Source organism: Streptomyces sp. BYX5S (genome assembly GCF_054724165.1).
Genome location: NZ_CM138829.1, coordinates 1,370,607 through 1,392,213, shown reverse-complemented (window position 1 = coordinate 1,392,213; position 21,607 = coordinate 1,370,607). Strand labels below are relative to the sequence as shown.

Genomic DNA, 21,607 nt, shown 5'->3' with positions numbered 1-21,607 from the left:
ACTCATGCCCAACACGGATACGGGCGGAGGCAGTTGATGAGCGCGAGCGTGGTATCGCTGTTCCAGGGCGCGACGGCCCACTCCCCCTCCTACGGCCAGCTGACGCGGGCCGGGGCGGGCGGCGACAGCGGCGGGGTCGTCGACTTCTGCATCCCCTGCAACCCGTACTTCCCCACACCGGGGATGCTGGAGGCGCTCCGCGCGCGGCTGCACGAGATCCTGACGTACTACCCGAGCAGCGCCGAGCACATCACCGCCGAGCTGTGCCAGGTCCTCGGCCTCAACCCGGGAACCGTGGCCATGGGCAACGGCTCCACCGAGCTCATCACCTGGATCGACCACCTGCTGGTCCGCGAGTCCCTCGCCGTACCCGTGCCGACGTTCGGGCGGTGGACGGACCAGCCGATGGAGACGGGCAAGCGGGTCGACATGTTCCCGCTGCCGGAGCGCGACGGGTTCGCGCTCGACCCGGCCGCGTACGCGGAGTTCATCCACGCGCGCGGCTCGCGGGTCGCCGTCGTCTGCAATCCGAACAACCCCGACGGCGGTCTCCTCCCCCGCCGGGCCCTGCTCGCCCTCGTCGACGAATTGCGGCACCTCGATCTGGTCGTGATCGACGAGTCGTTCCTCGACTTCGCCGACGCCGAGGGCGGCCAGGACCCCAGCCTCGTGCGGGAGGCGATCCTCCGCCCGAACGTGATCGTGCTGCGCAGCCTAGGCAAGAACTTCGGCCTGCACGGGGTCCGCTTCGGCTATCTGGTCGCGAACCCGGGCCTGGCGGGCCGGGTCCGCGCGGCCCTCCCGAAGTGGAACCTCAACTCCTTCGCGGAGACGGTCGTCTTCATGCTGCGCGACCACCGCCAGGAGTACGCCGACAGCATCCGCCAGGTCTGCCGCGACCGCCAGGAGATGCGCTGGCACCTGTCCCGGCTGCGCCCGCTCACCGTCTACCCCTCGCAGGGCAACTTCCTGTACGTGCGGCTGCCCGCCGGGGTCGACGGGGTGGAGCTGCGCGACCGGCTGCTCGCCGAGCACGGCGTCCTGGTCCGCGAGTGCGGCAACAAGATCGGTTCATCCAGCAGTTTCCTGCGCCTCGTGGTGCGGCCCGGACCGGACGTCCTGCGCCTGGTGGCCGGCCTGGAGTCGCTCATGGGGAGCGGGAAGGGAGTCGCCGTGTCCGAGCTGGACGGAGGGACCACCTACAGCTCGGGCACGGCGGCGGTGGACCGCCTGATCACGTCGGTGGGTTCCTGAAGGGACAGGGGTTGGGGGTTACGGGTTGCGCCAGGCCGCCGGGTCCTCGGCCAGCTCCCGCACCGGTTCCGGCAGCCGGTCGTGGGCCAGGTCGGCGAGGGTGACGCCCTCCAGGATCTTGCGCACGTTGGCCCGCAGCGCCACCCAGAGCGGGAGCAGCGGTTCGGCGGGCCCCGTGTAGCTGAGCGCGTTCGGCCGCTCACCGCGCACGGAGACGATGGGTCCCTCGACCGCTCGCACGACGTCGGCGACGGTGATCTCGTCGGCGGGCCGGGCCAGCAGGTAGCCGCCGTTGCCGCCCCGCTTGCTCACGACGATGCAGCCGCGGCGCAGGTCGCTGAGGATGCCCTCCAGGAACTTGTGCGGGATGTCCTGAGCGGCGGCGACGGCCTCGGCCTTGATCGGCGCACCGTCCCCTTCCGCGTGGGCGGCTAGTTCCAGGCAGGCGCGTACGGCGTAGTCGGCGCGGGCGGAGATCCTCATGCGGTCCATTGTGGTGGACGTTCGCGCCCCGGAGTGCGGTGGATCACCCGGCGATCATCCGGGGATCACCCCGCACCTTTCCAGCATCTGGGATCCACACGCCTTCCCTACCTTTCCCATAGGGATGGTGCGTACAGTCGCGGTCATGGACTTCTCATGGGCGATAGTCGTCGCGGGCGCGTTCGTCGGTGTGGCCGTGGGCCTCACCGGCATGGGCGGCGGCGCGCTGATGACGCCGATCATGGTGATGCTGTTCGGCGTCAATCCGACGGCGGCGATCGGCAGCGACCTGGCGACCTCGGTGTTCATGAAGCCGTTCGGCGCGGCGGTGCACCAACGGGCGGGCACCGTGCGCTGGGACATCGTGCGCTGGCTGCTGCCCACGGCGATGCCCGCGGCGGTGCTGGGCGCGCTCGCGCTGCAACTGCTCGGTGACGGGGAGCAGCTCCAGGAGCGGGTGAAGTACGTCATCGGGGGCGCGCTCGTCCTCGCGGTCGTGGGGATGCTCGCCCGTATGTGGCTGGACGCGCGGCGGGGCACGGGCGCGGAGGAGGCGGAGGACGCGCACGTGGCGGTCCGCCCCCTGGCCACGTTGACGATCGGCCTGATCGGCGGCTTCATCGTCGGCATGACGTCCGTCGGCTCGGGCTCGCTGATCATCGTGATGCTGATGCTGGCGCACCCGCGCCTGAAGGCGAACCACCTGGTCGGCACCGACCTCGTGCAGGCCATCCCGGTCGTCGGGGCGGCGGCCCTCGGCCACGTGGTCTTCGGCGACGTCGCCTTCGGCATGGCGGGCGCGCTGCTGATCGGCGCGATCCCCGGCGTGGTGGCCGGCGCCCTCCTGTCCACCCGCATCTCCGGCCCGGCCCTGCGCTGGGCCCTGGTCACCCTCCTCGCGGGCTCGGGCCTGGCGATGTGGGGCGTCTCCGGTACGCCGCTGGTACTGGTCTGCGCGGTGTTCGCGGCGGCGGGTGTCGTGGTGACGCTGAGGGGGCGGCGGGGCCGCTCGCTGGTGGTGACGGGCTCCCCGGCCCCCGCTCCCTCCCCCGACACGGAGCAGACCGTGCCGGAGGCGGGCACCAGGGTGTAGCTCGCGCAGCCGGCGAGCGGAGACTGTGACGCGGAACCACGGAGAGTTCGTGGTTCCGCGTCACAGTGCCGACAAGTGCCGACAGTGCCGGTCAGGCCAGGCGGATCACGTTCCATGACAGGGGGGCGAGGTCCGTCTTGAGGGTGCCGGTCTCCAGTGCGGTGCCCTTGCTTGTGTGCGGGACGACCCGGTTCTGGTTGGTGAGGGTGTTGCGGGCGTCCGGGTCCGGGTCGGAGAGGACGCTGTGCTCGACCACGCGCGTGAGGTCGAGGCCGGTCAGGGCGACCTCCAGGGGAAGCGCCTCCGTCTGGCTGCGGTTGACGGCGAAGACGGTGACCGTGCCGTCCTCGGCGCGGACCGCCGTGGCGTGCAGCAGGTCGGCCGTGCCGTGGCGCTTCGTGTCGTACGTGGGGCCGCAGACGCGGACGTCGAGGACCTCGCCGCGGCCGTACTTGGACGCCGCCGCGAACGGGTAGAACGTCGTCTGCCGCCAGGCCGGGCCGCCCGGTTCGGTCATGATCGGGGCGATGACGTTGACCAGCTGGGCGAGGCAGGCCACCGTCACGCGGTCCGCGTGGCGGAGCAGGGCGATCAGGAGCGAGCCGAAGACGACCGCGTCCGTGACCGAGTAGACGTCCTCAAGCAGGCGCGGGGCCTCCGGCCAGTCCAGGGCCGCGACCTCGGACTGCGAGCGGGACATGTACCAGACGTTCCACTCGTCGAACGAGAGGTTGATCTTCTTCGACGACTTCAGGCGCGCGCCCACGTGGTCGCAGGTCGCGACGACGTTGTCGATGAACGACTCCATGTCGACCGCCGAGGCGAGGAAGGAGTCCCGGTCGCCGTCGTGCTCCTCGTAGTAGGCGTGCAGGGAGATGTGGTCGACCAGGTCGTAGGTCTCGGCGAGGACCTTCGCCTCCCACTCGGCGAACGTCGGCATGGACTGGCCGGAGCTGCCGCAGGCGACCAGTTCCACGTCCGGGTCGATCTGGCGCATGGCGCGCGCCGTCTCCGCGGCCACCCGTCCGTACTCCTCCGCCGTCTTGTGGCCGGTCTGCCACGGCCCGTCCATCTCGTTGCCGAGGCACCACAGGCGGATGCCGAAGGGGTCCTTGTCGCCGTGCTCGATCCGCAGGTCCGAAAGGGCGGTGCCCTTGGGGTGGTTGGCGTACTCCTGGAGTTCTATCGCCTCCGCCACGCCGCGCGTGCCGAGGTTCACGGCCATCATCGGCTCGGCCTGCGGGCCGACCTTGCGCAGGAAGTCGATGTACTCGGACAGGCCGAAGCGGTTCGACTCCGTGGTGCGCCAGGCCAGGTCGAGGCGGGCCGGGCGGTCCTCGACGGGGCCGACGGAGTCCTCCCACTTGTAGCCGGAGACGAAGTTGCCGCCGGGGTAACGGATGGCCGTCACGCCCAACTCCCGTACGAGGTCCAGGACATCGGTGCGCAGACCCTGCTCGTCCGCGCTCTCGTGGCCCGGCTCGAAGATGCCGGTGTAGACGCAGCGGCCCAGGTGTTCCACGAACGAACCGAAGAGCCGGGGGTTGACGGTGCCGACGGTGAAGGCGGGGTCGAGGGTGAAGCGTGCGGTGCGCAAGGTGTTCCTTTCGATGGGGGTCGCCGGGCTCTCGTGGGTCAGAGTCCGGGCCAGCCGTCCTTGCCCCAACTCAGCTCGTTGAGGCCGAGCTTGGGGGTGCCGTTGTCCTCGGCGTCGTAGTAGTGGTACGCGAGTACGTCCTTGCCCCTGTCGCGGAAGACGGACTCGCCTCCCGTCCCGACGAACCGGCCGTGGCCGGCGAGGAGCAGGGTGCCGCCGCCCTCCAGGAGCGGCTTGCCGGCCTTGTCCACGTACGGTCCGGTGACCGAGGTCGAGCGGCCGACGCGGATCTTGTACGTCGAGTTCACGCCGGAGCAGCAGGCGTCGTAGGAGGCGAAGAGGTAGTAGTGGCGGCCGTGCTTGACGACGGCGGGGCCCTCGACGGCGTACGGGGCGTCGGGGCGGGTGGCCAGGTGGTGGACGGTGGCGCCGGGGACGGCCTTGCCCGTTCGCGGGTTCAGCTCGACCATCCGGATGCCGGTCCAGTACGAGCCGAAGCTCATCCAGAGCTTGCCGTCGGCGCGGATCACCGCGGGGTCGATGGCGTTCCAGGTGTCGGTGGTCTCGGACGTGAACGCCTTGCCGTGGTCGGTCCAGGTGCCGGGGAGGCCGGACGCCGACGTCGCGACGCCGATCGCCGAGTGGTTGGTGCCCCAGGAGGACACGGCGTAGTACAGCCAGTAGCGGCCGTCGCGGTAGGAGATGTCCGGGGCCCACGGGTCGCCCGTGTCGTTGTACTCGTACCACCAGGCGGGCGGTTCGGCGAAGGCGTTGCCCTCGTCGGTCCAGTCGACGCGGTTCGACGACAGCCGCGCGCCGATCACGCCGCCCGTGGAGTAGGCGGCGTAGCGGCCGTCCTTGAGCCTGATGACGGTGGGGTCGTGGATGATCTGCTGGCCGGTAATGGGTTGGGGGTCGGGGTAGGACTCGGCGGCCTGCGCCGCGCTGGGCAGCGCGACGAGCAGGGCGGCGGCGATTCCCGCGGCGACGGTTCTGACCTTCACGTGTGCCCTCCTGGATGATGTCGGGGTGACCCGATCAAGCCCCTGCGGCGATTGAGCAGCGGGGTCCGGGGCGGAGCCCCGGGGGCGTGGGGAAGCGGCTCCCCGGGACATGTGGCGCTACTGGCCGGCCAGGCCCGTGTGGGCGACGCCCGCCACGATCTGCCGCTGGAAGAACACGAACACGATGATCAGCGGAAGCCCCGCCATCAGGCCCCCGGCCATCAGCTGCGCCCACTGGATCCCGTAGGAGTTCATGACCGTCGCGATCCCGTTCGGCATCGTCATCAGGTCCGGGTTGTTCGTGACCATGTACGGCCACAGGAAGTTGTTCCACGAGCTGATGAACGTGAAGATGCCGACCGCCGCCAGCGACGGCCTCGACAGCGGCAGCACGATCGTGAAGAAGACCCGCCACCGCCCCGCCCCGTCGATGAACGCCGCCTCCTCCAACTCCCGCGGAATCCCCTGGAAGAACTTGTAGAGGATGTAGACCATCGCGGCGGGCGCGCACTGCGGCAGGATCATGCCCCAGTAGGTGTCGACCATCCCCATCTGCTGGACCGTGGTGAACAGGGGGACACCGAGGACGGCCGGGGAGATCATCAGGCCCGCCATGACCACGCCCATGAGGACGGCCTTGCCGCGGAACTCCGTGCGCGCGAACCCGTATCCGGCGAGCGCCGCGACGAACAGCACGACGGCGGTCACGCACACCGACACCACCACCGAGTTCACGAACCAGTTCGTGATGTTCCCGGTCTCCCACAGCGCCGACCACGCCTGCCCCGTCCACTCCTGCGGCAGCCAGTGCGGCGGCACCGCGACCGCCTCGGTCTCGGACTTCAGGGAGGTGAACAGCGCCCAGACCAGGGGCGCGAGGAAGACCGCGGACACCGCCACGCCGAGGAGCGTGAGCACGATCTGGCTCGCCGTCCACGGCCGACGGCGACGTATCCCAACGACAGCGCCGCTCATCGCGCGCCCTCCTCACGGTTGCGCAGCAGCCACATCCGCGCGAGGGCGACGGCCGCGATGATCACGAAGAAGATGATGGAGATCGCGGAGGCGTAGCCCACGCGGTAGGCGGTGAAGCCCTCTTCGAGGGTGAACTGGACGAACGTGCGGGTGCTGTCCTCGGGGCCGGGCCCGAAGTCCATCATCACGACCGCCTGGTCGAAGACCTGGAGCGAGGCGAGGATCTGGAGCGCGACGACGAGGCCCGTGATGTTGCGGAGCATCGGCAGCGTGATGTGGACCATCCGGTGCCAGGCGTTCGCGCCGTCCAGCTTCGCGGCCTCGTACAGGTGCGCAGGGATGCCCTGGAGGGCCGCCAGGTACAGCAGGAAGCTGAAGCCGGCCGTCCACCACACGGTGCAGATGACGACGGCGAGCATCGCGTACGCCTTGTCCGACAGCCAGGGCGTGTCGAGGCCGAAGACGTGATTGATCATGCCCGTACCGGGGTTGAACAGCCACTGCCACAGGTTGCCCGCGACCGTCGACGGCAGCAGGAACGGCAGGAAGAAGCAGAGCCGCCACAGCCACTTTCCGCGCTCGATGTGGTGGGCCAGCATCGCGAGGAGGAAGGCGAGGACGGTGATGCAGGGCACGACCAGCAGCGTGAAGTACGCGCTGTGGCCGAGCGAGTCCCACATCATCGAGTCCTGGAGGGCCTCGCGGTAGTTGTCGAGGCCGATGAAGCTCGCGCCCTCACCGGAGATGTTGGCGTCGGTGAAGGAGAGGTACAGGCCGCGGATCAGCGGCCAGATCACGAAGAGGGCGAAGATGGCCAGGAAGGGGGCGACGAACCAGCCCCCGTGCTGGAAGCCCTGCTTGCGGCGGACCGTGGCGCTGCCGGTGGCGACCCGTACGGGTGCCGGTGCGACGACGGTCTCGGCACTGGTCGTCGTCATGCGACCGCACCCCCTTGCGCGGCGGTCTTGCCGTCCATCGGATTCTTGGCTGCGAGCAGCGTGGCGAGGGCGCCCTTGATGCGGCGGGCGGCGGCGTCCGGTCTGCTGGAGCCCGCCGTCGAGGACATGACGATCGGGCCGGTGCGCTGGGCGAGCAGCCCGGTGGAGCCCGCGAACCAGGCCTTCGGCTCGGCGGCCTGGTGGTTCATCGCGGACACGTACTCGTTCTGCGGGGTCATTTTCTTGTACGCGGCCGAGGACAGGGTCGGCGTGTACGCGGGGATGTGGCCGCCGAGCGCCCACTTCTGGGCGTGCTGGACGACGTACGCGGCGAGCTGGTGGGCGGCCTCGTTGGCGGCGCCGGTGCGCTCGGCCTGGTGCGGCAGGACGAAGGAGTGCGACTCGGCGTGGGTGGCCTGCTTGCCGAAGACGGGCGGCAGCGGGGTCGCCCCGTACTTGATCTTGGCGCCGTCGAAGACGGGCACCGACCAGTTGCCCTCCCAGGTGAACGGGGCGCCGTTGACGAACTGTTCGGCGTCGGCGGCACCGGAGATGGAGTAGCCGTCGGTGACGTGCTTGCGCAGGAACTCCAGGACCTGGGTGGCCTTGTCGGTGTCGAAGGTGACCTCGGTGTTGGCGCCGTTGAACCAGGTGCCGCCGAGCTGGGTGTAGAAGGCGACGAACATCCACCACTGGACGTTGAGGTCGTTGACGTGCAGGCCGAGGGTCTGGAGGCCCTTCTTCTGCGCCTTCTTGGCCGTCTTCAGCATGTCGAACCACTCGTCGGTCGACGTCACCGGGAGCATCCGGCCTTCGGCGTCGAGCAGGTCCGCCTTCTTCAGCACGTCGTGCCGGTAGAAGCAGAGCTGTACGTGGATGTCGAGCGGCAGGGCGTAGAGCTTGCCGTCGATCACCGCGCGCTTCCACAGGTCGGGGTTGAAGTCGGCTTCCTTCACGCCGTACTTGGCGAGCAGGCCGACGTCCCACGGGTCCAGGAGGCGGCCGGGCGAGAAGCCGGTGACGCGGCCGAGGTGCATCACGGCGAGGTCCGGGGCCCGGTTGCCGGAGGCTGCCATCGCGAGCTTGGTGTAGTACGGATTGCCCCACTGGAGCGTGGAGTCCTTCACGTCGATCTCCGGATGCTCCTGACGGAAGGAGTCCAGCATCGCGATCATGTTGTACCCGTCGCCGCCGCTGAACAGGTTCCAGTAGCGCACGCGGGTGTCCGCGCCGGAGGCGAGCGCGTCGGCGCCCGTGCCCACGGCGGCGAATCCCAAGCTGCCCGCCACCGTCAACCCGCCGATTCCGGCCAGGAGTTGCCTGCGGTTCAGGCCAGGTCGTCCCATGCCCTGCCCTTACTGTTTCGAGGGTGAGTTGTTCGAGATTTCGGCTACTGCTCGTAACTTCGAACGGGACCGTAAGTTCGAAGCGCTTCGAGGTCAATGGTTCGCGCGCCGAAAACTTTCACTTCTTCAGCACCGGCAACGAAACGCCGCCGGGTGCGGCGCACCCGGCGGCGTGGAAAGGCGTCGACTCCTAACCGGCGAAGGCCGGTTGGGCCACGCCCGCGCCCGCGTTCGGCAGGACCAGGAGGGACCCCTCCAGAGGGCGTGGGTGGGCGAGCCCCACGCGGGCCGTCGAGACGTACAGGTCGCGCAGATCCGCCCCGCCGAAGGCGCAGGCCGTGGGGCGCCCCACCGGGAGTTCGACCACGCGGTCGAGCGCACCCTCGGGGGTGTAGCGGCGGACCGCCCCGCCCTCCCACAGCGCCACCCACACGCAGCCGTCCGCGTCGACGGTGAGGCCGTCCGGGAAGCCCGCGCCGTCCTCGATCGTCACCAACTCCCGCCGCCCGCCGATCCGTTCACCGTCCACGTCGAACACGTCGATCCGGCCCGTGGGAGTGTCGACGTAGTACATGAGGGAGCCGTCGGGGCTCCATCCGGTGCCGTTGGAGATCGTGACGTCGCCGAGGACCTCGGTCACGGCGCCGTCGGGCGCGACCCGGATCAGGTTGCCGCCGCCGGGCGTCTCGTCGTACGCCATGGAGCCCGCCCAGAGCGCGCCGTCGGGGGCGACCGCGGCGTCGTTGCCGCGGCGGCCGGGGACGGGCTCGCGGTGCAGCCACGCGAAGGAGCCGTCCGTCCCGTAACTCCCCACGCCGTCACGGAGGTTGACGACGATGCCGCCGCCCGCGCGCGGCTTGGCGGCGCCCACGTGCTGCTCGGTGGCGAGGACGGTGCGGCGGCCGCTGCCCGGCTCGTAGGTGTGCACGCGGGAGCCGAGGATGTCCACCCAGAGCACGCGGCCGGTGGCCGGGTCCCAGGTCGGGCCCTCGCCCAGTTCCGCGGCGGCCCGTACGGCCTCCTCGACGCGGAGCGTCGCCCGGGAGGTCATCGCGCCACCCCCCGGTGGCCGAGGCGCTCTGAGAGGTCCGCGGCTCCCTTCGCGGCGAGCCCCGCCAGCTCCTCCTCGCGCGCGTCGCTCCACCGGATCATCGGTACGGAGATGGACAGCGCGGCGACGACCCGGTTGGTGCGGTCGCGCACGGGCGCGGCGACGCACGACACGTCCGGGTTGGACTCGCGGCTCTCCACGGCGATGCCGCGCTCGCGCACCCCGTCGAGGTGGGCACGGAGCGCCGCCGGGTCGGTGATCGAGTTCTCGGTCATCGCGACGAGGTCCGCGTCGTCCGGGATCCGCGCGTTCAGCTCGGCCGCCGGCAGCGAGGCGAGCAGCATCTTGCCGACCGACGTGCAGTGCGCGGGCAGTCGGCGGCCCGCGGCGGAGACCATGCGCACGGCGTGCGTGGAGTCGACCTTCGCGATGTAGATGACGTCGGCGCCCTCCAGGATGGCCACGTGGACGGTCTCGTCGCAGGTCTCCGCGACGTCCCGGGCCACGTGCTGTCCCTCGGCGGCGAGGTCGAGCTGCTCCGCGTACCGGCTGCCGAGCTGGTAGGGGCGCACGCCGAGGCGGTAGCGGCCGGGCTGCCCGGGGACCTGCACGATGTACTGGCGGGCCGCGAGCGTGGTGACCAGTTCGTGGACCGTGGTCCGCGGAAGCTGTAGCTTGCGGACGATGTCGGGCGCGGACAGCGTGCCGTCCCCGTCCAGGAACAGCTCCAATATGTCCAGAGCCCGGGTCACGGCTGGTACGAGGCGTCCCACAACCGACCCCTCCCTATGTTCGATATTTCAACAGACGGTCGGTATAGCGAACATAGGCTATGCGTGCGGGCACGGACCGGGCAATGGTTCGCCGTGGGTTGCCACAGCGTTCACACAGGACCGAGTTCCCCCCGAAGACGCCGGGCCCGCAGCACCAGTTCCAGTTCGAAGCGGCGGTCCGGGTCGTCGACCTCGTCGCCCCACAGCTCACGGATCTGGCGGAGCCGGTAGCGCACGGTCTGCGGGTGGACGCCGAGCCGGGCCGCGACCTCGGGGGCGCCGCCGCGGGTCTCCAGCCAGGCGAGAAGGGTCTCGGCGAGGCGGCGGGCGTGGGTGGGCCCGCAGTGGGTGAGGGGTTCGAGGGCGCGCCGCGCGAGGTCGTCGACGAGTTCCTCGGGCTGGAGCAGGACGAGCGCCTGGGTGTGCTGGGTGCAGTGCACCACCTCGGCGTCGGGGAGCAGCCCGCGCTCCATCAGCGTCACCGCGGCCTCCGCCCAGCGCAGCGACTTCGCCGCGGCGGAGGGAGCGACGGGCGGGCCGATCGCCCCGGTCCAGCCGGACAGGGCGCGGCGCAGCAGGTCGGCGCGGCCCGCGGCGTCCGGCTCGGGCACGACGAGGCGGGGGCGTTCGGGCTCCATGTCGAGCAGGACGTCGGGGCCGACGGCGGGGGCGACGGCGTCGCGGGCCGGCCGCAGCAGCACGCCGACGGAGACGCGCTCGGGCACCGGCCAGCCGATGCGCGCCGCGCGTTCGGTGAGCGCCTGCACGGGGTCCCGGGGCGCGGCGGGCCGGCCTTCGAGAAGCAGGTCCATCAACTTGCGCTGCTGACGCAGCCGTTCACCGGCCTGCCGGGCGGCGGCCTCCGCGTAGCCGCGCACCGACTGGTCGACGAGGCCGTCGAGGTACTCGTAGCCGGCCTCCGCGAGTTCGTACATCGCCGGGGGCGGGATGCGCAGGCGTTCGCCGATGTCGGCGAGGCGGCGCCAGGCCATCTTCACGCCGAGCCGGTACATCGCCTGGAGCGAGTCGAGGGTGCGGCCGTGCAGGGACTGGCCGCGCCCGAACTCCTGGAAGACGGACGGCGCCTGGCCTTCCGGCACGCGGTCGGCGGAGCCGTCGGCGAGGCCGCGCACGAAGCCCTCGACGGCGCGCCGGATGCCGCCGAGTGCCACGGACTCCCCCGACTCGTCCAGCAGGACGGGCAGTTGGGGGAACTCGCGCTCGATCTCGTCGAGGATGTCCCGGGCGAGCCGGGGCGCCTCGTCGACGGCGAGCGCCACGAACTGCTTGACCTGGAGGCGTGGCACGTCGCACCACGCGGAGCGGGCGGTGGCCGGCACGGCTCAGTTCCCTTGCCCGGGGGTCTCGTAGGTCACCAGTGGTGTGTTGGGCTGGTCAGGGGTCGCGTTGAGCAGGGCGAGCACGCCGAAGGCGGCCGCGAGGGCGAGCGCGGCTCCCGTGGCCGCGGACAGTGCGGCGGCGAGCAGTCGGTTCATCGCAGGGCCAGCCTCTCGTCGGTGTTCGCGAGGTCGTTCCCCACCCGTGCGATGCGACGCGCCGCAAGCCGCGCGTCCCAAGTGGACAGTCTCCGCAGCACATTGACACCTCGTCAAGGGTCCGTCTACGGTTCCCGGCCCATAACCGGCCGACCGTCCAGCCAGCCGCGGCCCACCCGCGGATGCCCTTCTTCCCAGGAGCGCCGGATGCGCCGTACAGCCTCACCTCTCTCCCTGGTAGCCGCGGGTCTCGGCACGTTCCTGCTCGTCCTGGCGGGGCTCCTCGCCTGGTACGTGACGCCGCGCGCCGAGCGGACCAGCATCGACGTCGACGTGACGACCGTGTTCACCGGAACGGGCAGCTACTTCGACACCGACAAGATCGAGACCGTGCGCGACCGCAAGATCACCATCACCCGTCAGGCCCGCGGCGACGTGGCCGCGAGCGAGCGCAGCGGGAACGCGGTGTGGGACGTGGCGACGTCCGTCGACACCGCGAAGTCGCTGCCCGCGAGCGACCCGCACGACGCGCTGCAATGGACACTGGAGCGCTGGGTGGTCGACCGCGCCACGAACGATCCGGTGCACTGCTGCGGCGAGCAGCCGACGTTCAGCGGCGAGGCCTACCTGAAGTTCCCCTTCCACGTACAGAAGCGCACGTACACCTGGTGGGACAACACACTGGGCGCGACGGTCCCGCTCCGCTTCAGCGGCGAGACCAAGGTCCAGGGGTACGAGGGCTACCGGTTCACCGGCACCGTCGCCCCCGCCAGGACCGGCTCCCGGCTGGTGCCGGGCCGGCTCGTGGACCAGCCGAAGAAGAGCCAGGTGCTCGCCGAGGAGTGGTACGCCAACCACGGCATCGAGCTCATCGTCGACCAGCGCACCGGCCGCGTCCTGCGCGCGGCGCTCGGCCCCCGCAAGACCCTGCGCGCGCCCGGTTCGGACAAGGACGCGGCGGTGCTCCTGGACAGCCGGAGGGTCGCGTTCACCGAGGCCACCACCCGCGACCAGGTGCAGCTCGCGAAGGACGACAACGCCCGGCTCACCCTGGTCGGCACGACGTTGCCGCTGGTGACGGGCGGGCTCGGGGTGCTGCTCTTGGTGACCGGGCTGGTGTTCGTCGTCCGGGGCAGGGGCGGCAGGCCGGAGCCGGAAGGGGCGGAGCGTCCGGATCCCGATACGTCCCCGACGACCCTGGAAAGGTCCACGATGTGACGGAACGTCAGCCGAATTCGGGCGCAAACTTGTCACGCGGGTGAGTAGCCGCATCGAACAGCGGGGCGAAAACTGTCCCTCCCCACCCCGTGCACAGGCTCCGCACAGCCTTGGCACCGTACCTCCCAGTACGCCCCAGTACGCCCGAACACCCGCGTACGCCCGACGAGTTGGAGCACCGATGCCCCAGCACGTGCCCCTGTCGCTGCGCGCCACGCCCGTACCCGGCGCGCGGCATCCGCAGGCCGACCCCCCACACCCGCGCCGCATCGTCTTCCTCGCCCACCGCGACCTCGGCAACCCGGCGGCCGGCGGCTCCGAGCTCCTGGTCGACCGGCTCGCCGAAGGCCTGACCGGCCGGGGCCACCAGGTGACGCTGCTGTGCGGCGGCCCCGCGGCCCACCGCGACTACCGCGTCGTCTCGGCGGGCGGTGAGCGCGCCCACTACCTGCGGGCCCGCTCGGCCTTCGCCCGCCAGGTCGGCGACTGCGACCTGCTGGTCGAGGTCTGCAACGGGATGCCGTACCTGGCCCCGCTGTGGCACCGCGGCCCCACCCTCTGCCTGGTCAACCACGTCCACACCGAGCTGTGGCGGATGCGGCTGCGCGGCCCGCTGTCGCCCGCGGCCCACCTCGGCCGAAGACTCGAACACTGGGCCCTCTCCGGGGCGCAGCGCCGCAATCTGCTCGTGGCCGTCTCGCCGTCGACGGCACACGCGCTGCACGACATCGGCGTGGACCCCGACCGCATCCGTCTCGTCCCGAACGGGGTCGAGGAGCCGGGACCGTGCGCGGACCGCTCCCCCGACCCGCTGTTCCTGGCGATGGGCCGGCTCGTCGAGTACAAGCGGATCGACCTGCTCCTTCGCCTGTGGGAACGGGTGCGTCCGGTGACGGGCGGCCGCCTGGTGATCGTCGGCGACGGCCCCGAGGCGCCGCGTCTGCGCCGACTGGCGGGCGACGGCGTCGAGTTCACCGGCCATGTCACCGAGGCCGAGAAGCACCGCCTGCTCTGCGAGGCCTGGCTGCTGCTGCACCCCTCGGCCGTCGAGGGCTGGGGCCTGGTCATCACCGAGGCGGCGGCGCGCGGCACCCCCGCGGTCGGCTTCGACGTGCCGGGCGTGCGCGACTCCATCGAGGACGGCGCCACGGGCCTGCTCGCGTCCGGCGAGTCGGCGTTCGCGGCGGCCTGGTGCACCCTCGCCCTGTCGGGGCACCGCCGCGAGCTGATGGGCAAGGCGGCCCGGGAACGCGCCGCGGCCTACCGGTGGGCGCACACCGTGCGGCAGTTCTCCGCGGTGGCGGCGGAGGCGGTGCGGGGCAGGGAGCCATGACGGCCACCACGGGGGTCAGCGGGCCGGGCCGTTTCCGGGACCCTTCACCGGCCCGCTCGCTCGCGCTGTTCCGGGCGTTCCTGCGCGAGCAGCGCGACCCGGAGACGTGCTACGCGCTGCTCGCCCGGGACGCCGCCGACCAGGTGGAGGCGTACGGGAAGGTGGCCGGGAAGGTCGTCGTGGACGTGGGCGGCGGCAGCGGGCACTTCACCCGCGAGTTCCGGGCGCGCGGCGCGCAGGCCCTGCTCTTCGAGCCGGACACCCGGGAGCTGGGCGCGGACCCGCCGCCGAGCGCGGTGGTCGCGGACGGCTATCTGCTGCCGCTGCCCGACGCGTCGGCGGACGTCACGTTCTCCTCGAACGTCCTGGAGCACGTCGCGGACCGTGACACGTTCCTGAGCGAGCTGGTCCGGGTCACCCGTCCCGACGGCCTCATCTACGTGGCGTTCACGAACTGGCTGTCCCCGTGGGGCGGTCACGAGTGGGCGCCCTGGCACTATCTGGGCGCCGACCGCGCGCGGGCCCACTATCTGCGGCGTACCGGCCGGGCGCCCAAGCACACCCTCGGCGAGAACCTCTTCGCCCACCACATCGGCCCCACTCTGCGTCATGTGCGCGCCCGCGACGACGTGCGCGTCGTCGCGGCGCGCTCCCGCTACTGGCCGTTCCTCGCGGAGGCGGTCACGCGGGTCCCCGGCGTGCGCGAGTTCGCCACCTGGAACCTCCTCCTCATCCTCAGGCGGTGTCCCCCGTGACGACCATGGTCCAGGCCCCACCCGCCGCGGCGACGCACCCGGATCCCGAGCCGGGCCCGCGTTCGCGCCGCTGGCTGTTCGCGTTCTGGGCCGTGCTGTTCGTCGCGTTCTGCGCGGTGCATCCGGGCCGCGCGACGTTCGAGACGAAGCTGGGCGTCTCGCAGGACCCCTGGAAGTTCGTCGCCGACCTCGGGGAGCTGTGGCACGACAGAGCCGGCTTCGGCGGACTCGCCGACCAGTACATCGGCTACGCGTTCCCGATGCTGCCGTACTACGGGCTGACCGACCTGCTCCAGGTCCCGGTGTGGCTGGCGGAGCGGCTGTGGATGTCGATCGTCGTGACGGTCGCCTTCTGGGGTGCGCTGCGGCTGGCCGAGCGGCTCGGCGTCGGCACCCCGGGCAGCCGGCTGCTCGGCGCGGTGGCGTACGCGCTGTGGCCGACGTTCACGATCGTCGTCGGCTCGACGTCGGCGGCGGCGCTGCCCGGCGCGTTCCTGCCGTGGGTGCTGCTGCCGCTCACCAACCCCCGTACGAACGCCCGCACTTCGGCGGTCCGCTCGGCGCTCCTCGTCGCGTTCATGGGCGGCGTGAACGCGTCGTCGACGCTGGCCTCGCTGCTCCCGGTGGGCCTGTACCTGCTGTCCCGGCCGCCGTCCGCCCGCAAGCGCCGGCAGATCGCCTGGTGGTTCCCCTCGGTGGTGCTGGCGACGGCGTGGTGGACGATCCCGCTGGTCCTGCTCGGCCTGCACGGCGAGAACTTCCTGCCGTACGTGGAGAGTGCCCGGACCACGACGGAGGCGATGTCGGCGACGGAGGCGCTGCGCGGCGCGGGCAACTGGGTGGCGTATCTGCACCTGGGTGACGCCTGGCTGCCCGCGGGCTGGTCGGTGGCGACGTCGGTGGTCGTCATCGTCTGCTCGGCGCTCGCCGCCGCGCTCGGCCTCGCGGGCCTGGCGCGCCGCGACCTCCCCGAGCGCCGCTGGCTGCTGCTGACCGTGATGGCGGCGGCCCTCATCACCCTTGCCGGGTACGGCGGTTCGCTCGGCGCGCCCTTCCACGAGACGGTGCGCTCGTGGCTGGACGGGGGCCTCGCGCCGTTCCGCAACATCTACAAGTTCCAGACGGGCCTCGCGCTCGCCCTCGTACTCGGCATCGCCCACCTCGTGGGCGTCGCCGCCGACCCGCGCGGCGCCCGGCCGGTGCGCGCCCGCCGTCACGTGACGCTGATCGCGGCGATCCTGATCGTGCCGGGGCTGCTCTGGCCGTACCTCAACGGCTCGATCCTGCAATCGGGTTCGTTCCAGAAGCTCCCCACGTACTGGCAGACGACGGCGGACTGGCTGAAGAAGTACTCGCCGGACTCCCGTGCCCTCGTCGTGCCCGCGACCGCCCACGGCATCTACACCTGGGGCTCCCCCATCGACCAGCCGCTCGACGTGCTCGCCGACTCCCGCTGGGCGCAGCGCGACTTCGTGCCCTTCGGCACGGCCGGCAACCGGCGCGCCATGGACGCCGTGGAGCAGGCACTGATGAGCGGCACCCAAGTGCTCGGCCTTCAGGACTACTTGAGCCGCGCGGGCCTGTACTACGTGGTCGTCCGCAACGACCTCGACCCCGACCAGTTCGGCTACGTACCCACCGCCACGGTCAAGCGCACCCTCACGGAGTCCGGCTTCCACCGCGTCACCGGCTTCGGCCCCACCGTCACGGGCGGCCGCATCGCCGAGAAGACACCGGTGCAGATCGAGGGCCTGTACCCGCGCAGCCGATCCGTCGAGATCTACGCGCCGCGCGCCGACGCCTCCCGGCCCGGCCAGGCGGGCCTGCTCCCGGTGGCCGACACGGCGCAGGTCAGCGGCGGCCCCGAGGCGCTGCTGCGGCTCTCCTCCGACCCGTCGTTCCTGAACCGCCCCGCCGTCCTGACCGGCGACAACCACCCCGGCATCGGCAACCCCGCCCTGCGGATCGCCGCCGACGGCCTGCGCCGCGCGGACACCCGGTTCGGGCTGGTCAACACCAACACCTCGTACCCGTACACGCCGACGGAGCGCAACGCCCCGAACGCGTCCGAGAACCCGGGCGAGAAGCCGAAACAGATCCTGCCGTCGAAGGGCGCGGACCACCAGACGACGGCCGACATCCGGGGCGCCCGCGCGGTCTCGGCGTCCTCCAGCGGCAACTGGCTGCTGCACCTGCCCCAGTTCGACCCGGTGAACGCCTTCGACAAGGACCCCGACACGGCGTGGGCGGAGGGCACGGCCGGCTCCGGCAAGGGCGAATGGGTCCGCGTCGACTTCACCGCCCCGACCCGGATCCCCGCCACGATCCGTATGACCCCGCTCCCCCAGGACAACGTACGAGCGGCCCCCACCCGCGTACGGGTGGAGACGGACAAGGGCTCGACGACGTCCTCGATCCAGCCGACGGACCGCGCCCAGCGCGTCAAGGCACCCGCGGGGCAGGCGAGTTGGCTGCGCGTGACGATCCTCGACACGCAGCGCGCCCGCCCCGGCCTGACCGGCGCCGGCTTCTCGTCCATCGACATCCCGGGCGTCGAGGTCACCCGCGCCCTGCGCCTGCCGGGCGACGCGAACGAGGCGGAGCAGTTCTCCTTCCACCGGGCCACCAGCGACGGCGGCCTGACCGTCACGGACCTGGAGCGGAGCCTGAACCGCGTCTTCACCACGTCGGGCGAGGGAACCTACGAGTTCCAGGCCACGGCAGCCCCGGCCCCGGGACCGGCCCTCGACAAGCTCCTCTACGACGTGGCCCCCGACCAGCGCCGGAAGATCACGGCGACGGCGGACTCCACGGCGGCGCTCGGCCTCAACACCACGCCCCGCAACCTCACGGACGGCGATCTGACGACGGCGTGGATCGCGGGCGACGACCCCACCATCCACCTGCGCTGGCCCGACAAGCAGCCCGTCTCCACGCTGGTGCTCGCGGCGGCCGGCGGCCTGTCCACCCGCCCCGAGAAGGTCGAGATCTCCAGCCCCGACGGGGCGGCGGTGGCCGGGGTCGACGAGAACGGGGTCGCCCGCTTCGAACCCATCACCACGGACCGCCTCGACATCACCGTCACGAAGACGGCCCCGCTGAAGGTCCACAACCCGGTCGCCGACGAGGACCTGCAACTCCCCCTCGGCCTGACCGAGGCCTACATCCCGACCCTCGACGCGTACCGGGTCGAGCAGCCCACCCCGGACCGCGAGTTCGACCTCCCCTGCGGAAAGGGCCCGACCGTCACGGTCGACGGCACCCGCTACCGCACCTCCGCGTCCGGCACCCTGCTCGCCCTCACCGAACGCCGCCCGATCACGGTGAAACTCTGCGGCGACACCACCGACCTCGCCCTCCCGGCGGGCGACCACACCCTCACGACCTCCCCGGACGGCCCCCTCGCCCTCACCGACATCACCCTCACGGACACCGCGGCCACGACCGGGGCCGAGCCCACGGCCCGCGGCCTCACGGTCCGCGACTGGCTCGGCGACCGCCGCGAGGTGCGCGTCGACGCGGGCGAGGCGACGTACCTGACCATGTACGAGAACGCCAACGACGGCTGGGAGGCCACCCTCGACGGCAAGAAGCTCACCTCCCTGCGCCTGGACGGCTGGCAGCAGGCCTGGCTGATCCCCGGCGGCGCCAGCGGCACGGTCAAGCTCTCCTACACCCCCGCCCGCGCCTACGAAGCCGGCCTCTTCGCCTCCGGCGCGGCGCTCCTGGTCCTGGGCGCGCTGTGCCTGTGGCGCCGCAAGGATCCGGAACAGGAACCCCCGGCCGCGCCCCCGGCCCCCGGCTGGATCCTGGGCACCGCCGTCCTGACGGCCGTCGGCATCGTGATCGCGGGACCCTGGGCCGCCCTGGTCCCCGCCCTCGCCCTCCTGTCCTGGAAACGCCACACCCTCCTCGTCCCGCTGGCGTTCCTGACGATGGCGGCGGCGGGAGTCGTAGCGGCCACAGGCGCGGGAACCCCCATCCGGGAAGGCCAGGGCCCCTACAGCACGGCAGCCCAACTCCTGTCCCTGATCGCCCTCTTCGCAGCCCTGACCACCTTCACCGGCCCCACCCAAGCCCCTCCGGCGTTTGAGGAGCGGGGTCCGGGGCAGCGCCCCGATCTTTCACCCCTTCCGGCGCCTGAGGAGCGGAGCCCACATCAAGCCCCTCCGGCGTTTGAGGAGCGGGGTCCGGGGCAGAGCCCCGCGACGTCACCCCGGCCGACCGAACCCCCACCCCCGGGGAGGACCCCGTGACCACCCTGGACCACGACCACCAAACCCACCCCACCGGCCCCCGCCACCCCTTCCCCACGGTCGACGAAGTCTCCCGCCACTGCCTCCAGGACCGGGAACCGGAAACCGTCCACATAGAAATCCACCTCACCGGCACCCTCGACCCCACCCGCCTCACCACCGCCTTCACCGACGCCCTCCACCACCACCCCCGCATCCTCATGCGCGAGGCCCCCCGCCACTGGTACAGCAGCCGCTACGAGTGGGAGCTGACCCAGGACCCGGACGTCCCACCCGTCTCCTTCCCCGCCACCACCCCGGACGCCCTGCACCGCGCCCGCACCCGCTCCCTGGCCGAGGCCCCACCCCTCACCGTCTCCCCACCCGTCCGCCTCGAAGCCGTCGAGGACCCCGGAACCCGCACCACCGTCCTCTTCCTCACCATCAACCACACCGCCCTGGACGGCCCCGCCTGCCTGCGCGTGCTCGCCACGGCGGCGGAACTGTACGGAGGCCGCGACAACTCCCCGCCACCCACCGCACCGCAGCCACCCCCGGCCGCACCCCCGCCGGAACAGCCCTCCCCGTGGACCCGCCCCGCCCGCGTGGCGAGCGGCACCCCGGACCCCCGCCCCGGCAACGGCCTCCTGGTCACGGAGCTGTCCGTGCCCCGCCGACCCAAGGGCGCCCCGTACACGGTGAACGACCAGCTGATGGTGGCCACGGCCCGCACCATCGCCGACTGGAACGAGGAGCACGGCACCCACCACGCCCGCCGCCCGCTGCGCGTCACGATGCCGGTGGACGACCGCCCGCGCGACACGACGATGCCGATCGGCAACGGCACCCGCCTGGTGGAACTCGCCTACGAACCGGCGGAGTTGCGCCTCCCCACCCAGGACCTCCTCCACCTGACGGCGACCCGCACCGCCGCACTGAAGTCCCAGCTCCGCCCGCAACTCGGCCACGGGGCAGCGCTGTTGACCAGTCCGTACGCCCCCGTGGCCTGGCGCGCTGCCGCCACCCGCGCCCTGCGCTCGGCGGCTGCTCCGTGGACGTCGACCACCCTGCTGAGCAACATCGGCCGCATCCCGTACCCGCTGGACTTCGGCGACGGCGGCCGCGCCCACGCCGTCTGGTTCTCGGCCCCGGCCCGCATGCCGCGCGGCCTCACGTTCACGACGGCGTCCACCGCGGGCCGGCTCCACCTGGCCCTGCGCTGGTCGCGCACGCTCCTCGGCCCCGGCGACGGGACCCGGCTGCGCGACCTGTTCGAGCAGCACCTCCACGCGACACAGGAGGAGGCACCATGACCACCCGCACCGAGGAAACCGTCAGCGCGCCACGGGACTTGAGGGACTTCTACGAGAACCCCGAAGTGCCGGTCGCCTCCGGCACCCCCCGCACCCTGCGCCAGGCCCGCGTCCTCGCCGCCGCCCTGGCGCACACCCCGCACGCCACGGTCCTGGACGTGGGCTGCGGCGACGGCACGGCGGCCGCCACCACCGCCCGTCTCCTCCCGGACCGGCACCGCCTCGTCGGCGTCGACTGGTCCCAGGACGCCCTGCACCGCGCGGCCCGCCGCCTCCCCCACGTCGTACGCGGCGAACTCACCGGCCACGGACTGCCGTTCGCGTCCGGCTCCGCCGACGCGGTCCTCCTCTCCGAGGTGATCGAGCACCTCGTCGACCCCGACGCGGCGCTCGACGAGATCCGCCGCGTCCTGCGCCCAGGCGGCCACCTCATGCTCTCCACCCCGAACCTGGCCGCCTGGTACAACCGGGCGCTGCTCCTGGCCGGCGTGCAGCCCGTGTTCTCCGAGGTGAGCCTGCGCGGCATCCACGGCCGGCCGGGCACGGAGGTGGTGGGCCATCTGCGGCTCTACACGCCGCGCGCCCTGCGGGAGTTCGTCACCGCCTCCGGCTTCGGCGTCGTAGGTCTCACCGGCGCGCCCTTCCACGGAGTGCCCCGACCGCTGCGCCCCGTCGACAGACTGGCCTGCGCGGCACCCTCGCTCTCCTCGATCCTTCTCCTGCACGCGCGAAGGACGTGACCG

17 protein-coding genes and 1 pseudogene are annotated in these 21,607 nt (G+C 72.0%); 8 read left to right on the top strand and 10 right to left on the bottom strand.

The window, feature by feature from the left end:
- Positions 1 to 36 precede the first annotated feature (36 nt).
- Positions 37 to 1,331, top strand: a pseudogene (locus ACYBSK_RS06205) (pyridoxal phosphate-dependent aminotransferase); the annotation flags it as partial.
- Here the strand turns inward: ACYBSK_RS06205 and ACYBSK_RS06200 are convergent.
- Positions 1,273 to 1,737, bottom strand: a complete 465-nt coding sequence (locus tag ACYBSK_RS06200) for an RrF2 family transcriptional regulator (RefSeq protein WP_457475845.1) — start codon at positions 1,735 to 1,737, stop codon at positions 1,273 to 1,275. The pseudogene ACYBSK_RS06205 and the gene ACYBSK_RS06200 sit on opposite strands and share 59 nt — an antisense overlap.
- Positions 1,738 to 1,882: 145 nt before the next feature.
- Between ACYBSK_RS06200 and ACYBSK_RS06195 the strand changes: the two genes are divergently transcribed.
- The gene (locus tag ACYBSK_RS06195) at positions 1,883 to 2,830 is read left to right on the top strand and encodes a sulfite exporter TauE/SafE family protein (protein ID WP_460245424.1); all 948 of its coding nucleotides are present in this window, start codon (positions 1,883 to 1,885) and stop codon (positions 2,828 to 2,830) included.
- 91 nt (positions 2,831 to 2,921) lie between these two features.
- Here the strand turns inward: ACYBSK_RS06195 and arfA are convergent, their stop codons facing one another.
- The 9 genes from arfA to ACYBSK_RS06150 all read right to left on the bottom strand — a co-directional run bounded on the left by arfA (position 2,922) and on the right by ACYBSK_RS06150 (position 12,010).
- Positions 2,922 to 4,427: an arabinosylfuranosidase ArfA gene (gene arfA / locus ACYBSK_RS06190; protein WP_460245423.1), complete on the bottom strand. Its 1,506-nt coding sequence runs from the start codon at positions 4,425 to 4,427 to the stop codon at positions 2,922 to 2,924.
- Positions 4,428 to 4,465: 38 nt separating this feature from the next.
- Complete coding sequence (locus tag ACYBSK_RS06185; protein WP_460245422.1) at positions 4,466 to 5,431, bottom strand: arabinan endo-1,5-alpha-L-arabinosidase; 966 nt, start codon at positions 5,429 to 5,431, stop codon at positions 4,466 to 4,468.
- Positions 5,432 to 5,548: 117 nt separating this feature from the next.
- The gene (locus ACYBSK_RS06180) at positions 5,549 to 6,406 is read right to left on the bottom strand and encodes a carbohydrate ABC transporter permease (RefSeq protein WP_457475841.1); all 858 of its coding nucleotides are present in this window, start codon (positions 6,404 to 6,406) and stop codon (positions 5,549 to 5,551) included.
- Positions 6,403 to 7,344 carry a carbohydrate ABC transporter permease gene (locus tag ACYBSK_RS06175; RefSeq protein WP_460245421.1) on the bottom strand — a complete coding sequence of 314 codons (942 nt, stop codon included), beginning with the start codon at positions 7,342 to 7,344 and terminating at the stop codon, positions 6,403 to 6,405. Before ACYBSK_RS06175 ends, ACYBSK_RS06180 begins: the two co-directional genes overlap by 4 nt.
- Positions 7,341 to 8,690, bottom strand: coding sequence for an extracellular solute-binding protein (locus tag ACYBSK_RS06170; protein ID WP_460245420.1), 1,350 nt, complete (start codon positions 8,688 to 8,690; stop codon positions 7,341 to 7,343). The genes ACYBSK_RS06175 and ACYBSK_RS06170 overlap by 4 nt, the downstream gene beginning before the upstream one ends.
- A 190-nt stretch (positions 8,691 to 8,880) precedes the next feature.
- Positions 8,881 to 9,741, bottom strand: a complete 861-nt coding sequence (locus ACYBSK_RS06165) for an SMP-30/gluconolactonase/LRE family protein (RefSeq protein WP_460245419.1) — start codon at positions 9,739 to 9,741, stop codon at positions 8,881 to 8,883.
- Entirely contained in the window at positions 9,738 to 10,514 is a 777-nt protein-coding gene (locus tag ACYBSK_RS06160) for an IclR family transcriptional regulator (RefSeq protein WP_457475837.1), read from the bottom strand. The genes ACYBSK_RS06165 and ACYBSK_RS06160 overlap by 4 nt, the downstream gene beginning before the upstream one ends.
- Before the next feature lie 110 nt (positions 10,515 to 10,624).
- Positions 10,625 to 11,854: a helix-turn-helix domain-containing protein gene (locus tag ACYBSK_RS06155; RefSeq protein WP_460245418.1), complete on the bottom strand. Its 1,230-nt coding sequence runs from the start codon at positions 11,852 to 11,854 to the stop codon at positions 10,625 to 10,627.
- 3 nt (positions 11,855 to 11,857) lie between these two features.
- Positions 11,858 to 12,010: a hypothetical protein gene (locus tag ACYBSK_RS06150; RefSeq protein ID WP_457475835.1), complete on the bottom strand. Its 153-nt coding sequence runs from the start codon at positions 12,008 to 12,010 to the stop codon at positions 11,858 to 11,860.
- 207 nt (positions 12,011 to 12,217) lie between these two features.
- On the opposite strand from ACYBSK_RS06150, the gene ACYBSK_RS06145 reads away from it, so the two are divergent.
- The 6 genes from ACYBSK_RS06145 (at position 12,218) to ACYBSK_RS06120 (ending at position 21,604) form a co-directional block, all read left to right on the top strand.
- Positions 12,218 to 13,228: a PorA family protein gene (locus tag ACYBSK_RS06145; protein ID WP_460245417.1), complete on the top strand. Its 1,011-nt coding sequence runs from the start codon at positions 12,218 to 12,220 to the stop codon at positions 13,226 to 13,228.
- Between the two features lie 181 nt (positions 13,229 to 13,409).
- Complete coding sequence (locus ACYBSK_RS06140; RefSeq protein WP_460245416.1) at positions 13,410 to 14,561, top strand: glycosyltransferase family 4 protein; 1,152 nt, start codon at positions 13,410 to 13,412, stop codon at positions 14,559 to 14,561.
- Positions 14,558 to 15,316 carry a class I SAM-dependent methyltransferase gene (locus ACYBSK_RS06135; protein WP_460245415.1) on the top strand — a complete coding sequence of 253 codons (759 nt, stop codon included), beginning with the start codon at positions 14,558 to 14,560 and terminating at the stop codon, positions 15,314 to 15,316. The genes ACYBSK_RS06140 and ACYBSK_RS06135 overlap by 4 nt, the downstream gene beginning before the upstream one ends.
- A 5-nt stretch (positions 15,317 to 15,321) precedes the next feature.
- Positions 15,322 to 19,572 (top strand): alpha-(1->3)-arabinofuranosyltransferase, encoded by a 4,251-nt coding sequence (locus ACYBSK_RS06130; protein ID WP_460246967.1) that lies wholly within the window; start codon positions 15,322 to 15,324, stop codon positions 19,570 to 19,572.
- Positions 19,569 to 20,864, top strand: a complete 1,296-nt coding sequence (locus ACYBSK_RS06125) for a condensation protein (protein WP_460245414.1) — start codon at positions 19,569 to 19,571, stop codon at positions 20,862 to 20,864. Before ACYBSK_RS06130 ends, ACYBSK_RS06125 begins: the two co-directional genes overlap by 4 nt.
- Positions 20,861 to 21,604 (top strand): class I SAM-dependent methyltransferase, encoded by a 744-nt coding sequence (locus ACYBSK_RS06120; RefSeq protein ID WP_457475830.1) that lies wholly within the window; start codon positions 20,861 to 20,863, stop codon positions 21,602 to 21,604. Before ACYBSK_RS06125 ends, ACYBSK_RS06120 begins: the two co-directional genes overlap by 4 nt.
- The last annotated feature ends 3 nt before the right edge of the window (positions 21,605 to 21,607 follow it).